Raw genomic sequence first — 13,783 nt, 5'->3', positions numbered from 1 at the left:
TTAGTAATCTCTCGGAAACGAGAGGTTTGTATCATGCGTACTCGTATCGTGCTTGCGGCCATCGGGCTGGCCCTGCTTGCCGGCTGCGCGACAGCGCCCCGCCAGACGAGAAATATCTGCGCCGTCTTCGATCAGAAGGACGGTCTCTTCACCAGCTGGCAGGGCGCCGCAGAGCGTGCCGAGAAAAAATACGGCGTGCCGGTGCCGATCCTGATGGCGACCATGTATGTCGAATCCGGGTTCCAGCCCTATGCGCGTCCGCCGCGCACAAAACTCTTCGGTTTCATTCCCTGGACGAGACCGTCGACGGCCTATGGCTACTCACAGGCGCTGAACGGAACCTGGGATCACTACCAGTCCGAAACCGGCAACTGGTCCGCGCGTCGCACGAACTTTGGCGACGCGATCGATTTCATCGCTTGGTACCACTACAGCAACGCGCAAACGACGGGCATTCCGCTCAACGACGCCTATAACCTTTACCTGGCCTATTACTCCGGCCCGACCGGTTACAAGCGCGGCGACTGGCGCAGTAATGGTCAGCTGCAGCAGACGGCACAGAAGTTTGCACGGATGGCCGGGACATATCAGCAGCAGTTGCAGGGATGTAATTAAGCCTTTCAGCCGCGCAGATTGCCGTAGCGCACCGAATAGATCCGGTCGCGTCCGAGCAGATGGGCGATCAGCGAAGCCTTGTCGAAGAGGCCCTTCATCGCCTTGTGGCCAAGGTCGAGGCCACCGCTCATGACGCCGAAGGCTGGCATCAGCAGACGCGCGCCGTCGGTCGCAAAGCAGGGACGGCGGACGGATTTTTCGCGGCGGCGGACGGTGGCCGCCGGATGCAGATGGCCGGCGATCTCGCCCTTCTGCAGACCCTCGCGCGGCTCGTGGCGGAAGGTCAGGCCGGCGTAAAAAAGTTCATCCGAACAGGTGCCGGGCAAGTCGACGGTACCGTCAGGGTCGTGGTTACCGTTGATCCAGATCCATTCGCGGCCGCGGGCCATTTCGACGATCAGGGCACGGAAGGCATCCGGCAGGTGCTGCGAGCCGACACGGTCGTGGAAATTGTCACCCAGGGATATGACGAGTTTCGGATCGTAGCGGGAAATGACGGCGGCGAGCACGGTCAGTGTCGCCAGCGTATCGTAGGGCGGCAACATCATGCCGCGGCGGGCGTAAGCTGCGCCTTTTTCCAGATGGAGGTCGGAAACGACGAGAATGCCGGCATCCGGCAGGTAGAGCGCACCAAGCGGATCGCAGACGGCGGCAACACCGTGGATGGCGGTTTCGACGCCCGGTATTGCAGCAAGGCTGATCATGTCGCGCGCGAGCGCTAGGCGGTTCATCACTCTCGTATTCCCAATAATTCAGGCCCGATTTCTCAGGACATGGCCTCGGCGATCAGATCGTCGGCGGCTTCGGCAAGCAGCGCATCATGGGCCTGACCCGGCACCGATTCCCGGCCGATTTCCAGCATGACCGGCACGGCGAGCGGCGAAATATGGTCCAGCGCCCGGTGGGTGATATGGCCCTTGATTCGCCTCAGCATATCGCCAAGGCGGGAAATATCCAAAAGTCCGGTCGAAGCATCCTGCCGTGTTGCCTGCAGCAGGATGTGATCGGGCTCGTGGGTGCGCAGCACATCATAGATCAGATCGGCGGAGACGGTGATCTGCCGGCCGGTCTTTTCCTTGCCCGGATGGCGTCGCTCGATCAAGCCTGCAATCACGGCGCAATTGCGGAAGGTGCGCTTCAGAAGGAAGGATTCGTTCAGCCAGGATTCCAGATCATCACCCAGCATGTCCTCGTCGAAGAGATCTGAGAGGCTGAGGCGCCCATTGGCGATCATCAGGCCGAGGTCTTCCAGACCCCATATGGCAAGGGAATAATCCGTCGCGACAAAGCCGAGCGGTTTTGCCCCTGCCCTGTCCAGTCGGCGGGTGAGCAGCATGCCGAGCGTCTGGTGCGCAAGACGGCCCTCGAATGGATAGATGACCATATAGCCGCGGCTGCCGCGCGGGAAGGTTTCGATCAGCAGCTCGTCGCGCTTCGGCAGCAGCGATTTTTCCTTCTGCAACGACAGCCAGTCGCGCACCTGATCCGGCAGACGGTGCCAGCGGGCGGGATCATCGAGCATCGAGCGGACCTGATCGGCGAGATAGGTCGAAAGCGGGAATTTGCCGCCGGCATAGGAGGGGATTTTTGGATCGAAGGAATAGGCCTGGCTGACCAGAGCCTCGTTTTCCCGGATACCTTCGAAGCGCAGAACCTTTCCGGAGAAGATGAACGTATCGCCAGGGGCCAGCTGTTCGAGGAAATATTCCTCGACCTTGCCGAGCACGGCGCCCGGACGGCCGAGCCTGCCGCCCTCGCCGCGCTTGGCCATACGGATGTTCAGCATCGGGTCTTCGACGATGGTGCCGAGGTTCAGGCGATATTGCTGGGCGACCTGCGGATTGGAGACGCGCCAGCGGCCTTCCTTGGTCTTGCGGATGCGGGCGTAACGCTCATAGGTGCGCAGGGCGTAACCGCCGGTCGCGACAAAATCGACAACGCGCTCGAAGGTCTCCCACGCAAGATCGGCATAAGGCGAGGCGCTGGTGATCTCGTCATAGAGTTCCAGCATGTCGAAGGGTTCAGCACAGGCCATGCCGAGCACGTGCTGGGCCAGCACATCGAGACCACCACGGCCGACGGGCGGCGTATCCTGTGCGCCGATGTAATTCGCATCGAGGGCAGCCTGGCACTCCATGACCTCGAAACGGTTGGCGGGAACGAGGATCGCCTTCGACGGCTCGTCCATGCGGTGATTGGCGCGGCCGATGCGCTGCGCAAGGCGCGAGGCGCCCTTCGGCGCACCGACATGAATGACCAGATCGACATCACCCCAGTCGATGCCGAGGTCGAGGGTCGAAGTGGCGACGACGGCCCGCAAGCGGTTGGCGGCCATGGCGGCTTCGACCTTGCGGCGCTGCGCAACATCCAGCGAGCCATGGTGGAGCGCGATCGGCAGGTTCTCCTCGTTGACCGTCCAGAGCTCCTGAAAGAGCATCTCGGCCTGCGAGCGGGTATTGACGAAGAGCAGCGTCGTCTGATGGTCGATGAGCTGGCGGTAGACATCCGGGATGGCATATTTGGCGGCGTGGCCGGACCAGGGGATGCGTTCTTCCGTATCGAGAATGGAAATATCGGGCTTGGCGCCACCTTCGACGAGTACGAGGCCAGCGTGGTTCGCCCTGCCCTCCTGCTGCGCCACCAACCATCTCTGCAAATCCAGGGGTTCGGCAACGGTAGCGGAAAGGCCGATGGTCTTCAGATCGGGCGCCAGCCGACGCAGGCGGGCAAGGCCAAGCGAGAGCATATGGCCACGCTTTGAAGTGACGAGCGAGTGGAGTTCGTCGAAGATGACGTATTTCAAATCCCGAAAGAAGCGTTCGGCTTCCCGGTTTGCAAGCAACAGGGCCACCTGTTCCGGCGTCGTCAGCAGGATATCCGGCGGGTTCAGCTTCTGGCGCTGGCGCTTGGCGTTCGGCGTATCGCCGGTGCGGTTCTCGATCGAGATCGGTAAGCCCATCTCGGTAACGGGCTTCATGAGATTGCGCTCGATGTCGACAGCCAGCGCCTTCAGCGGCGAGACATAGAGTGTGTGGATGCCTGTGAAGGCCGAGCCCGGCGGGATTTTGCCGCGGCGTGTGAGGTCGGTCAGCGACGGCAGAAAGCCGGCGAGCGTCTTGCCGGCGCCGGTTGGCGCGATGAGTAACGTACTTTCGCCGGCTTCGGCGCGGGCCAGCAATTCAAGCTGATGGGCGCGCGGGCGCCATCCCTTTTCCGCAAACCAGCGGAGGAAGGGTGGGGGCAAGGCAAGGCTGGTTTCGGCATCGATCTGATCCACGGGGCAAATGTAGTTCAAACATCAGCGAATAGAAGCGCTATTGACTCCTTGGCATAATCATGGATAAATTATATCCATGATATAGGAGATTGGCCATGAAGCTTGGTGACGGTGTCGAACAGGGCATTCATTGCACGGCAGTGCTGGCCGGGCTCTCCGAAGGCGGCGTGTTATCGGCTGCGGCCCTTGCCGAATATCACGGTGTCTCCACGAGCTACCTGCTGAAGCATCTGCAGGCGCTTTCGGGGAGCGGAATTCTGGAAACAGTGCCCGGTCCCAAAGGCGGGTATCGACTGGCGAAGAAGCCGGAGGATATTTCGCTGCTCGATATCGTGCTCGCGGTCGAAGGGCCGGCACCGGCCTTCCGCTGTTCGGAGATCCGCCAGCGGGGGCCGAACCCGCTGCCGCAGCGCTATTTCACGAAACCCTGCCAGATCACGGCGGCAATGCTCAGAGCAGAGCGCGCCTATCGCGCCGAACTCGCAAACACCAGTATCGCCGAAATCCTGGCCGAACTTTCCGCAGATGATGACGGCGGGATTGCTGCCAGAGGCTGCGCCTTCATGGAAATGCACGAGAGAAAAGCGGCTCGCTGAGCCGCAACAACAAACCCCAACCCAAGGAGAATACCATGCAAGCACGTTTCAACTTCGGCAAAGCCGCCCCGGATGCCTACAAGGCCGTCGCGGCGCTGGAGCAATATGTCCAGGAATCCGGACTGGATAAGCGCTTCATTCACCTGATCAAGCTTCGCGCCTCGCAGATCAACGGCTGCGCCTATTGCGTCGACATGCATTCGAAGGAAGCGCGCCACCACGGCCTTTCCGAACAGTGGATCAACCTCATGTGCGTATGGCGGGAATCGCCTGTCTATGACGCCCGCGAACGCGCTCTGCTCGCCTGGGTCGACGCGGTGACGAAGATTGCCGAGACCGGTGCACCGGATGCAGATTACGAGGCGCTGAAGGCGCATTTTTCAGAGGAAGAAATGACCAAGATCACGGTTGCGATCGGCACGATCAATATCTGGAACCGGCTTGCCGTTGGCTTCCGCAGCCAGCATCCGATCGATGCGCCGCTAAAGGCAGCCTGATAGATTCCGCCTGAAGGGAATTCATCCTGTGACCGACCCGAAGTATCGGGTCGGTTGACTATTTGGTCACTTGTGACCCGTCATTGCCCGTGCGGCAACGGCTGCAGGCCATTTGCCCGACAGGTCGACGCTGTTGAATATGTCGCGAATGACCTTCGTTATTTCCTCTGCGGAAGAACCCTTGGTGTATTCTTCCTGCATGCGGCGTCTGACAAGCTTTTCCAGATCTGACATAGCTCACCTCATCAATTCCGGCGCGGGGGAAAGTTTCACGCCGGGATCCATCACAGGCAAGTTACGTTTTGTTTATAACGGATTACCAATTTGTAAGGTTGAGTTTCCGGGCAGATCAGCTGGGAGAATGTTATAGCGCGATGTAGCGGTCGGCCCGATGATTGATCGCGACGAAGAGGTTGAGCACGACCGCGCCGAGCACGGAATAGAAGACGACCGGCGGCGTGGTGACGAAGAAGGCGGCTGCCAGCACGCACATGTCGATCGCGAGCTGTACGATGCCGGCGCGGATGCCGAAACGCTCCTGCATATAGATGCCGAGGATGCCGACGCCGCCGAGGCTGGCGCGATGGCGGTAGAGAGCAAGAAGCCCGTAGCCAAGCAGCAGGCCACCGAGAAGGGCTGCCCATGCCGGATGGATGGCGGCGATTTCCATGACCTTCGGCTGCAGGCTGGAGAGCAGCGACGTCAGGCCGATGGCGATGAAGGTCTTGATCGTAAAGGCTGTGCCGAGGCGCTTCCACGAGAGGTAGAAGAAGGGCAGGTTGAGCAGGAAGAAGGCGAGGCCGAAGTTCACTCCGAAGGCGTAGTGAAGCAGGAAGGCAACGCCTGCGGTGCTGCCGGTCAGGAGTCCGGCGCTGGCGAGCACATAGAGGCCGAGCGCGGAGATGAGGCTGCCGGAAAATATGCCCTGCACATCCTCGACCGGCGTGTGGCGTGTCGCGGTGGTATTCCAGAAACCGAGGGCACTGATGATCTGGCTCATGTCGCGATCTCCAATAGCGGCTGTTCCGGACCGGCCGGAGGTAGGGGCAATGTAGGGATGGATGCGGCGCGTGCTGCGCTTTTGGAGCGCGTCGCTGTCTCGCGGGATGGCCGAATTATCAGGCCTTGCCCGGTTGTGCGCAAGCGAAATACGTAAGCAATGCTGACCTATTTTAAAATCGCAAGAAATATGCGCTTAAGCCGCCTTGCGCGTAAGGAACAGAATGCCGGATATCGGTCTGCCGCCATCTTTGCGAATGGTGGTTTTGACGATATCGAGAATTTCGAGGCCGTGGGCTGACGCCAGTCCCTCGATGTAAGTTTGCGAGTGAGCATAACGCAGCGACGGCGCCAGGCTGAAGCCGTCGCCCTCGCCGCCATCCTCGACCGAAAAGACGATGTTGGCACCTGTTGCGGCGAGGTCATCGACGATCGCAAAGACGCTTTCGAGATTGCCGAGATACATCAGCACATCGGCGGCCGTGACGAGATCGGCACGGTGCCGCCCGCCATCGGAGAAGATGCCGGAAGCTTCAGGCGCCAGCGACAGATCGGCCTGGGCGAGATGGTCATAGGCATGCTTTTCGGCGGCCTTTGCCAGCATGTTCTGTGACAGGTCGAAGCCTTCGAGGCGCGTGACGTGGGCGCGGATTTCGGGGCCGAGCAGGCCCGTGCCGCAACCGAGATCGACGGCATGCTGATAGTGCCTGCCGGTGGAAGCGATCAGTGCCGCGAGCTTCTGCGGCACGGAATAATCCAGCTTTTTTACCAGGGAGGTCTCGAAGCGCTCGGCATAATCATCAAAGAGGCGCTCGACATAGCGGCTCGACGGCTGAGCGGGCGTCTCGGTATCGCCAAGCAGCGCGAGCTTCAGGCCCGCCCCGAAGATATCCTCGGGGTCGAGGTCCAGCGTGCGGTGATAGGCTTCGACGGCAGCATGCGCCTTACCCGCCTTTTCACGGTAGGTGGCGAGGCGATACCAGCCGGCGGCCCAGGCCGGAGCAAGTTCCAGCGCCTGCTCCATCAGCTCGGCCGCCGCTTCCGCTTCGCCGCCCTCGTCGAGCATCTTCGCATAGTCGGCACGGCGGTCGGCGATGACGTCGCCGGAAGAAAGCTGGCTTGGCTGCATGATCGGACCCTTTGGCTGGCGGCATTTGGCTGCGGCCACAAAAAAACTCAAGTCCTATTTCAGAGGCGGTGCTGCCTTGGCGGAAAAGGCTTGCGGCCGAATCGCCGTGACCGTATCTCAAGGCAAACAGGAGATGGCGCATGTCCGATCAGGTAAACAGATTCCTCGGCGATTCCATTGGCCGCACGATCATCAAGCTTCTGGTGGTCTCGCTGATCGTCGGCTTCGTCATGGCCATATTCGGGCTCACCCCTTGGGAGCTCATCTACAATTTCCGCGATTTCGTGGTGCATCTGTGGCGGCAGGGTTTTTCGGCGCTCGGGCGCGTCGGCGACTATCTGATGCTGGGTGCGACCATCGTCATCCCGATCTTCATCATCATCCGTCTTTTCAGCTATCGCAAATAACATGAGCTCAATCATCCTTTCGCGCCGCGGCATTCTTCAGCTTTCGGGCCTCGCACTGGCCGCCGGCATTGCCGGCTGCACGACCACGCCGAAAATGGCGAGCACACCATCCGACGGCGTCGATCAGACCGCTTCGGCGCTGCCGCTCGTCAACCAGCTGCGCACCAAGAATGGCCTGCCGCCGCTCAGCGTCGATCCGCATGCAAGTGCCGCCGCGATCTTCCAGGCCAAGCGCATGGCCAGTGCGGGCAAGATGAAGCATCTGATGGGCATGACGGACAGTTTCGGCGCCCGCGTGAAGGCGAGCGGCGTTTCCCTTCCGGCCGCCGAAAACATCGCAGCGGGCCAGCAGAGCGTCGATGCGGTCGTCACTGCCTGGATCAATTCCCCCCACCATCTGGAAAATATGCTCGGACGCTATAGCGGTCTCGGCGTTGCCGTTGCACATAATACGGCTTCGAAGAATCTGCCCTATTGGGCGATGGTGCTTTCCAACTGAGGCGACACCGCCTCTCTCCCCAAGAGGCGGATATGGATACAGGCGGCAGCAGAAATATATTGGCCTTCGACGTGACGCACCGGCTGGTGCTGTCGATCGCCATTCCGATGACGCTCGGCTTCATGACGACGCCGCTGCTCGGCATCACCAATACTGCCGTCGTTGGCCACATGGGCGATCCGGAAGCGCTGGCGGGGCTCGCCATCGGTGCCATGCTGTTCGACCTCATCATGGGCAGCTTCAACTTCCTGCGGGCGTCCACGACCGGATTGACGGCGCAAGCACTCGGGCGGCGTGATCAACACGAGCAGCAGGCCGTCTTCTGGCGAGCGATGGTCTCCGCACTCGGCTCCGGTCTGGTGCTTCTGGTGCTGTCGCCGCTGCTGATTGTTGTCGGGCTGAAGCTGATGGGGGCGGAAGGCCGTATTGCCGAGGCAACCAGCACCTATTTCTCGATCCGCATCCTCGCAGCCCCGGCAGCCCTTGCCAATTACGCGTTGCTTGGCTTCGTGCTTGGCCGCGGACAAGGCCGGACGGGACTGCTGCTGCAGGCGGTGATCAACGGCATCAACATCCTGCTCTCCATCTATCTCGGGCTCTCGCTCGACTGGGGTGTTTCGGGTGTCGCCTGGGGCACGATGGCGGGCGAAACGGTGGGCGCGCTTGCCGGTCTCTTCATCGTGCTGCGCAGCTTCGATCGGGCACATCGGCCAAATCGGATGGAGATCTTTTCGCGCAGCAAGCTTGCCGAGCTTTTCGCGCTGAACCGCGATATCCTGATCCGCACCTTCGTGCTGATCGGCTCCTTTGCGATCATGACCCGCATCGGCACCAGCTTCGGGGCCATTACCCTTGCAGCCAATGCGGTGCTGATGAATTTCTTTCTCTTGTCGGGTTATTATCTCGACGGTCTTGCCAATGCCGCCGAACAGATCACCGGGCGGGCGATCGGCGCGCAATATAAGCCCGCCTTCGATCGTGGCCTGAAGCTCACGACGCTCTGGTCCTTCGGGCTTGCGGCAATCATTTCCGCCTTCTTCTATTTTGCCGGTCCTGCCCTCATCTCCGGACTGACGAGTTCGCCGGAAGTACAGGCAGCCGCCGAGACCTACCTGCCCTGGGCGGCGGTGACGGGACTGACAGGCGCACTCGCCTTCCTGATGGATGGCGTCTTCATCGGCGCGACATGGTCCGTCGACATGCGCAACCGCATGCTGATGTCCTTTGCAGGCTATCTTGCCATGCTTGCCGTCTTCGTGCCGCTCTTCGGCAATCACGGCCTGTGGCTGGCGATGAATGCCTTCCTGCTGTTTCGCGGTTTCTTCCTGGTCGTGCTGGTCAAACCGCGCGCAGCTCAGACCTTTCGCGCTGCCCAGTAGTCGAGCCTGCTATCCCGGAGATCGCGGATCGAGGCGACCTTTTCGCGGTCGAGCAGCTTTGAGAGGCCGCGCACGACGGTGCCGGGCAGGCCCGGACCTTCATAAACCATGCAGGAATAGAGCTGCACGAGATCGGCCCCTGCCCTGACCTTTTCCAGCGCAGTCTCGGCCGAAGAGACGCCGCCGACGCCGATGATCGGCAGAGCGGGACCGACGCGCTTGCGCATCCTGGCGAGTACGGCCGTCGATTTTTCGAACAGCGGCGCGCCGGAAAGGCCACCGGTCTCCTTCGCCTGGGCTTGATCCTTCAGGCCGTCGCGCGAGAGCGTCGTGTTAGAAACGATGAGACCATCGAGTGCATGTGACAGCGCCTCTGCAGCAATGTCATCCATGCCTTCTTCTGTGAGATCGGGGGCGATCTTCAGGAAGACCGGGATTTTCCGTCCGGCCTTTTCCGCTTCCTCGTCACGCGCCGTCAAAACAGCCGACAGAAGGGCCGCGAGGCTTTCGCGCGCCTGCAGGTCGCGTAGGCCCGGCGTGTTGGGCGAGGATATATTGGCGGTGAAATAGCGGGCGACCGAATAGAAGCGGCGGATGCCGGCGACATAGTCGGCGATGCGGTCCTCGCTATCCTTGTTGGCGCCGATATTGACGCCGACGATGCCGGCGCGACTGACCTGCTGAAGGCGGCGGAAAGCTGCATCATGGCCTTCATTATTGAAGCCGAGGCGGTTGATGACCGCATCGTCTTCCACCAGACGGAAGATGCGCGGGCGCGGATTGCCCGATTGCGGCTTCGGGGTGACGGTGCCGATTTCGGTAAAGCCGAAGCCGAGCTTCAAGAGCGCTTCCGGCACCTCGGCATTTTTGTCGTAACCGGCTGCCATGCCGAGCGGATTGGGAAAATCGAGCCCGGCGACGGTCTGGCGCAGGCGCGGGTCCGGCGCGATACGGCAGGCGGGCACGACGCCTGACTTCAGCGCCGCAATCGACATGCCATGCGCGGTCTCCGGATCGAAGAGGAAGAGGCCGCGGCGGGCGATGCGCTTGAAGGGGTCGATCACGCTGAGAGCTCCGGAAAGATGTGAAGGCCGGCATTATCGAGCGGCAGCGCGGCCTCCCAGAGCACGGCCGAAAGCGACAGGTCGGCATAGAGATGCGGGAAGAGCGCGCCGCCGCGTGAGGGTTCGAAGACCAGCTTGTCGCCAAAACCGCTCCCATCGATCGCGACGAGGACGAGACCGGCCTGGCCGGCGAAATGCAGGGCCGCGGTCTGCCTGACCTGGTCCGCGGTCGAGAAATGGATGAAGCCATCCTTGATATCAATGCCGGCGCCATGAAAAATGCCGGTTTGTCTGGCCTCCTTCCAGAGTGCCTCCGGCACGATCTTGTAAAGGGTCGGTGTCGCGGTCATGATGATCCCGTTGGCTGGCCTTGTTAATGAGGGCTTTGCCCCAAAGAGACGGCGATGTCCACGCCTGCGGGCGCAAAAACGGACGGGTATCACGCTTTGCGGAGGATGAGACGATGAAGGCATTTGCAGTACTGCTTGCCGCCGGTCTTCTGCCATGTGCGGCACTGGCGGCCGAGCCGGATACCGCCCGCTTCCAGCTCGAACGCAGCGGCGACCATTTCGTGCGCCTCGACAGGCAGACAGGGGCGATGTCGCTCTGCACCGAGAAGGATGGTGCCCTGGTCTGCCGCATGGCCGCCGATGAACGCGCGGCTTACGAGGACGAACTCGATCGGCTCGCTGATCGCGTAAGCGCGCTGGAAAAGAATTCAGGCGCCCGGCCCGCCTTGCCGACGGATGCGGAAGTCGACCGATCGATCGGCATCATGGAGCGGATGATGCGCAGTTTCATGGGTATAGTTCGGGAATTCCAGGCGGAAGACAAGGCCAATCCCCTTCCGCAGCGGAGTTGATCTGGTTATATTCATATAAGTGGAGAGTCATGTTCGTGCGGGGGAGCCGGACAGGACTGACGGGATCGAGCTCTTGGGAGGGAGTTTTCGATGCAGGAACAGACCATCATCATCGCTGACGACCACCCGCTGTTCCGCGACGCTCTGCGGCAGGCGGTGACCGGCATGGACGGACGGCAGGCGATCGTCGAAGCCGGAGATTTCTCGGCGGCAAGAACGGCTGCGGGAGAGCACCCGGATGCGGACCTGATGCTGCTCGATCTTGCCATGCCAGGAGTCAGCGGTTTTTCCGGTCTGATGGCGCTGCGCTCCGAATTCATCAGCCTGCCGATCGTCATCATATCCGCGACCGACGACACCACGACAATCCGCCGGGCGCTGGAACTTGGCGCTTCCGGCTTCATTTCGAAATCTTCAGGCATCGAGGATATCCGCCGCGGCATCCTGACAGTGCTCGCGGGCGACATTGCGACGCCCGAGAGCTATCGCGACGGACAGGAACAGGACCCCGATGTCGCCGACCTCATCCACCGCCTGCACACGCTGACGCCGCAGCAGAGCCGGGTGCTGACCATGCTCGGCGAAGGACTCCTGAACAAGCAGATCGCCTACGAGCTCGGTGTTTCCGAAGCAACGATCAAGGCACATGTCTCGGCAATCCTCCTGAAGCTCAATGTCGACAGCCGCACGCAGGCAGTGATCCAGCTCGGCAAGATCAATATGGCGATGGTCGCCTAAAGCGTGGCGCGATCTTCGGATTCGCTTGCCACGCTTCAGGCTTTTGTTTTCGCATGTTCGTTATCGCAAAACCGCTGCGCACTTTTGCGCGACATGCTTTAGCCTGCGCACACATGAGACAGGATTTTATTCCTCATTTTCGCTTTACTCGGGGAAATGCCTCGGTTAATCTGCCGGCGATAAAAAGCGGCCGGATGGACCGCGGAACCGGACGCATATGCTGTCACATGACCAGATCTGGGGAGCGATCGACAGGCTTGCCGAACGGCATGACCTGACGCCGTCTGGTCTTGCGCGGCGAGCGGGTCTCGATCCGACCTCCTTCAACAAATCCAAGCGGCTATCGGCAGACGGGCGCCTGCGCTGGCCTTCGACGGAATCCATCGCCAAGGTGCTGGAGGCGACGGGGGCGAGCATGGAGCAGTTCCTCGGCTTCATGCGGCCGGCGGGGGCTGCGGCCGCAAGCCTGCCGGAGGGAATTTTTGCCTCACAGGGGAACTCAATTCCGCTGCTCGGCTTTGCACAGGCGGGCGCCGGCGGCTTTTTCGACGATGGCGGCTTTCCTGCCGGCCAGGGCTGGGATGTTGTGGAATTCCCAGCCGGCCCCTCGCAGAAGGCCGGCGTCTATGCGCTCGAGATACAGGGCGAAAGCATGATGCCGCTCTACCGCGACGGCGATGTGCTGATCGTGGAGCCCGGCGCGCAAGTGCGCCGCAACGACCGTGTGGTCGTCAAGACACGCGAGGGCGAGGTCATGGCCAAGGTGCTTCTGCGGCAGAGCCCGCGCTCCATCGAACTTTTGTCGCTCAATCCCGAGCATCCCAACCGGACGATCGAGCTTTCCGACGTCGAATGGATTGCCCGTATCATCTGGGCCAGCCAATAGGAAAATAATCATGCGCCCTGCAGCCTTGATCACAGGTATCGCGGGGATGGCGGTCGTGGTCGGCCTGCTCTTGGCCGGGCAAGCACGGCTCAGTGGCGGCGGGGGGCTGGCATCTGACGCCGATGCCGGAAATGTCGCCGCGGCGCTGCCCGATGCGACCGCCGATATGGCAAAGCCGCCTGCATCGCTCACGGATGAAGACGCCGAATTGATCGCCCGGGCAACGGAGCCTGCGCCAACCGAGCCGGCAGCGGCTCCATCCGAAACCCCAGCAAGAGCTTCCTCCGAGAATGCGCCAGCGGGGGCAACCGCGCAAAGCGTTCCAGCGCCGACGGAGACGCCATCACCTAACCCTGCCGGAAAGGACAGCGTGGAACTGCTGCGACCGACGGTGGAGAGCGCCGGTATTCTCTCCTTCGGTAAACGCAGGCTGCAGATTGCCAATATCATCGAGACGCCCGCCGACAAGAGGTGCGGCTCGGACGGAAAGCAGTGGCCGTGCGGCATGATGGCGAAGACGGCGCTGCGGCTCTACCTACGCAACCGCACGATCGATTGCGACCTGCCTTCCGGTGCGTGGGAGGACATGGCAACTGCTGCCTGCCGGCTGGGGCAGCAGGATATCGGCACATGGCTGGTTGAAAACGGCTGGGTGGAGGCGCAGCCGGGTTCACCGCTTGCCGCTGCCGGCGAAAAGGCAAAGCAGGCAAAACAGGGCATTCACGGCGAGGATCCGCGCCGCAGGCCGGCAGCTGCAGTCCGGCCCGAAACGGCCGCTCCCTTGTAATAGAGACCGCCAATTCCTAATCTCCGCTCATCGAAGAGGGAATCAGAC

17 protein-coding genes are annotated in these 13,783 nt (G+C 61.5%); 10 read left to right on the top strand and 7 right to left on the bottom strand.

All coding sequences use genetic code 11. The annotated features are described in order from the left end of the window. Nucleotides 1–33: 33 nt before the first annotated feature. Nucleotides 34–615 (top strand): transglycosylase SLT domain-containing protein, encoded by a 582-nt coding sequence (locus tag FHT93_RS13415; RefSeq protein ID WP_112541655.1) that lies wholly within the window; start codon nucleotides 34–36, stop codon nucleotides 613–615. Between the two features lie 5 nt (nucleotides 616–620). Here the strand turns inward: FHT93_RS13415 and pdeM are convergent, their stop codons facing one another. Both pdeM and FHT93_RS13405 read right to left on the bottom strand, forming a co-directional pair. Further along, nucleotides 621–1,346 carry a ligase-associated DNA damage response endonuclease PdeM gene (pdeM, locus tag FHT93_RS13410; RefSeq protein ID WP_112541656.1) on the bottom strand — a complete coding sequence of 242 codons (726 nt, stop codon included), beginning with the start codon at nucleotides 1,344–1,346 and terminating at the stop codon, nucleotides 621–623. Between the two features lie 35 nt (nucleotides 1,347–1,381). Next, a complete protein-coding gene (locus FHT93_RS13405) occupies nucleotides 1,382–3,892 on the bottom strand; it encodes a ligase-associated DNA damage response DEXH box helicase (protein ID WP_112541657.1) in 2,511 nt (836 codons plus the stop codon). Nucleotides 3,893–3,987: 95 nt separating this feature from the next. Between FHT93_RS13405 and FHT93_RS13400 the strand changes: the two genes are divergently transcribed. Both FHT93_RS13400 and FHT93_RS13395 read left to right on the top strand, forming a co-directional pair. Further along, nucleotides 3,988–4,488: an Rrf2 family transcriptional regulator gene (locus FHT93_RS13400; RefSeq protein ID WP_112541658.1), complete on the top strand. Its 501-nt coding sequence runs from the start codon at nucleotides 3,988–3,990 to the stop codon at nucleotides 4,486–4,488. 35 nt (nucleotides 4,489–4,523) lie between these two features. Beyond that, the gene (locus tag FHT93_RS13395) at nucleotides 4,524–4,985 is read left to right on the top strand and encodes a carboxymuconolactone decarboxylase family protein (protein WP_112541659.1); all 462 of its coding nucleotides are present in this window, start codon (nucleotides 4,524–4,526) and stop codon (nucleotides 4,983–4,985) included. A 66-nt stretch (nucleotides 4,986–5,051) separates the two neighbouring features. Here FHT93_RS13395 and FHT93_RS13390 read toward each other — a convergent pair whose 3' ends face one another. The 3 genes from FHT93_RS13390 to FHT93_RS13380 all read right to left on the bottom strand — a co-directional run bounded on the left by FHT93_RS13390 (nucleotide 5,052) and on the right by FHT93_RS13380 (nucleotide 7,113). After that, nucleotides 5,052–5,219, bottom strand: coding sequence for a hypothetical protein (locus FHT93_RS13390; protein WP_162709948.1), 168 nt, complete (start codon nucleotides 5,217–5,219; stop codon nucleotides 5,052–5,054). Nucleotides 5,220–5,349: 130 nt separating this feature from the next. After that, a complete protein-coding gene (locus tag FHT93_RS13385; protein WP_112541660.1) occupies nucleotides 5,350–5,985 on the bottom strand; it encodes a YitT family protein in 636 nt (211 codons plus the stop codon). Between the two features lie 195 nt (nucleotides 5,986–6,180). Next, nucleotides 6,181–7,113, bottom strand: coding sequence for a methyltransferase (locus tag FHT93_RS13380; protein ID WP_113114879.1), 933 nt, complete (start codon nucleotides 7,111–7,113; stop codon nucleotides 6,181–6,183). A gap of 140 nt (nucleotides 7,114–7,253) precedes the next feature. Between FHT93_RS13380 and FHT93_RS13375 the strand changes: the two genes are divergently transcribed. From FHT93_RS13375 to FHT93_RS13365, 3 genes are read left to right on the top strand one after another with little or no spacing between them, the layout of a single operon-like run. Continuing rightward, nucleotides 7,254–7,520, top strand: a complete 267-nt coding sequence (locus tag FHT93_RS13375; protein WP_112969906.1) for a DUF6460 domain-containing protein — start codon at nucleotides 7,254–7,256, stop codon at nucleotides 7,518–7,520. A 1-nt stretch (nucleotide 7,521) separates the two neighbouring features. Then, a complete protein-coding gene (locus tag FHT93_RS13370; protein ID WP_183847932.1) occupies nucleotides 7,522–8,019 on the top strand; it encodes a CAP domain-containing protein in 498 nt (165 codons plus the stop codon). Between the two features lie 32 nt (nucleotides 8,020–8,051). Next, a complete protein-coding gene (locus FHT93_RS13365; RefSeq protein WP_183847930.1) occupies nucleotides 8,052–9,398 on the top strand; it encodes an MATE family efflux transporter in 1,347 nt (448 codons plus the stop codon). On the opposite strand, the gene FHT93_RS13360 is transcribed toward FHT93_RS13365, so the two are convergent. Together FHT93_RS13360 and FHT93_RS13355 are read right to left on the bottom strand one after the other, a co-directional pair. Next, nucleotides 9,374–10,462: a quinone-dependent dihydroorotate dehydrogenase gene (locus FHT93_RS13360; RefSeq protein WP_183847928.1), complete on the bottom strand. Its 1,089-nt coding sequence runs from the start codon at nucleotides 10,460–10,462 to the stop codon at nucleotides 9,374–9,376. The genes FHT93_RS13365 and FHT93_RS13360 overlap by 25 nt on opposite strands. After that, nucleotides 10,459–10,812 (bottom strand): DUF952 domain-containing protein, encoded by a 354-nt coding sequence (locus FHT93_RS13355; protein ID WP_113114649.1) that lies wholly within the window; start codon nucleotides 10,810–10,812, stop codon nucleotides 10,459–10,461. Before FHT93_RS13355 ends, FHT93_RS13360 begins: the two co-directional genes overlap by 4 nt. 113 nt (nucleotides 10,813–10,925) lie before the next feature. Here FHT93_RS13355 and FHT93_RS13350 point away from each other — a divergent pair, with 113 nt between their 5' ends. The 4 genes from FHT93_RS13350 to FHT93_RS13335 all read left to right on the top strand — a co-directional run bounded on the left by FHT93_RS13350 (nucleotide 10,926) and on the right by FHT93_RS13335 (nucleotide 13,735). Then, a complete protein-coding gene (locus FHT93_RS13350) occupies nucleotides 10,926–11,324 on the top strand; it encodes a hypothetical protein (RefSeq protein WP_183847926.1) in 399 nt (132 codons plus the stop codon). Nucleotides 11,325–11,414: 90 nt separating this feature from the next. Further along, on the top strand, nucleotides 11,415–12,062 hold the full coding sequence (locus tag FHT93_RS13345; RefSeq protein ID WP_113203348.1) for a response regulator transcription factor: 648 nt from the start codon (nucleotides 11,415–11,417) through the stop codon (nucleotides 12,060–12,062). Between the two features lie 217 nt (nucleotides 12,063–12,279). Beyond that, nucleotides 12,280–12,948, top strand: a complete 669-nt coding sequence (locus FHT93_RS13340; protein ID WP_112969913.1) for a helix-turn-helix transcriptional regulator — start codon at nucleotides 12,280–12,282, stop codon at nucleotides 12,946–12,948. Nucleotides 12,949–12,958: 10 nt separating this feature from the next. Continuing rightward, on the top strand, nucleotides 12,959–13,735 hold the full coding sequence (locus tag FHT93_RS13335; protein ID WP_183847924.1) for a thermonuclease family protein: 777 nt from the start codon (nucleotides 12,959–12,961) through the stop codon (nucleotides 13,733–13,735). Nucleotides 13,736–13,783 lie beyond the last annotated feature (48 nt).

The organism is Rhizobium sp. BK379 (assembly GCF_014193955.1).
Classification (GTDB): domain Bacteria; phylum Pseudomonadota; class Alphaproteobacteria; order Rhizobiales; family Rhizobiaceae; genus Rhizobium.
The sequence above is the reverse complement of the archived record's forward strand: the minus strand, read 5'-3'. Positions and strand labels throughout refer to the sequence as shown.

Coding starts and splice junctions, on each gene's coding strand:
- FHT93_RS13415 (WP_112541655.1), top strand. CDS start 34: ATGCGTACTCGTATCGTGCTTGCGGCCATCGGGCTGGCCCTGCTTGCC.
- pdeM (WP_112541656.1), bottom strand. CDS start 1,346: ATGAACCGCCTAGCGCTCGCGCGCGACATGATCAGCCTTGCTGCAATA.
- FHT93_RS13400 (WP_112541658.1), top strand. CDS start 3,988: ATGAAGCTTGGTGACGGTGTCGAACAGGGCATTCATTGCACGGCAGTG.
- FHT93_RS13395 (WP_112541659.1), top strand. CDS start 4,524: ATGCAAGCACGTTTCAACTTCGGCAAAGCCGCCCCGGATGCCTACAAG.
- FHT93_RS13390 (WP_162709948.1), bottom strand. CDS start 5,219: ATGTCAGATCTGGAAAAGCTTGTCAGACGCCGCATGCAGGAAGAATAC.
- FHT93_RS13385 (WP_112541660.1), bottom strand. CDS start 5,985: ATGAGCCAGATCATCAGTGCCCTCGGTTTCTGGAATACCACCGCGACA.
- FHT93_RS13380 (WP_113114879.1), bottom strand. CDS start 7,113: ATGCAGCCAAGCCAGCTTTCTTCCGGCGACGTCATCGCCGACCGCCGT.
- FHT93_RS13375 (WP_112969906.1), top strand. CDS start 7,254: ATGTCCGATCAGGTAAACAGATTCCTCGGCGATTCCATTGGCCGCACG.
- FHT93_RS13370 (WP_183847932.1), top strand. CDS start 7,522: ATGAGCTCAATCATCCTTTCGCGCCGCGGCATTCTTCAGCTTTCGGGC.
- FHT93_RS13365 (WP_183847930.1), top strand. CDS start 8,052: ATGGATACAGGCGGCAGCAGAAATATATTGGCCTTCGACGTGACGCAC.
- FHT93_RS13355 (WP_113114649.1), bottom strand. CDS start 10,812: ATGACCGCGACACCGACCCTTTACAAGATCGTGCCGGAGGCACTCTGG.
- FHT93_RS13350 (WP_183847926.1), top strand. CDS start 10,926: ATGAAGGCATTTGCAGTACTGCTTGCCGCCGGTCTTCTGCCATGTGCG.
- FHT93_RS13345 (WP_113203348.1), top strand. CDS start 11,415: ATGCAGGAACAGACCATCATCATCGCTGACGACCACCCGCTGTTCCGC.
- FHT93_RS13340 (WP_112969913.1), top strand. CDS start 12,280: ATGCTGTCACATGACCAGATCTGGGGAGCGATCGACAGGCTTGCCGAA.
- FHT93_RS13335 (WP_183847924.1), top strand. CDS start 12,959: ATGCGCCCTGCAGCCTTGATCACAGGTATCGCGGGGATGGCGGTCGTG.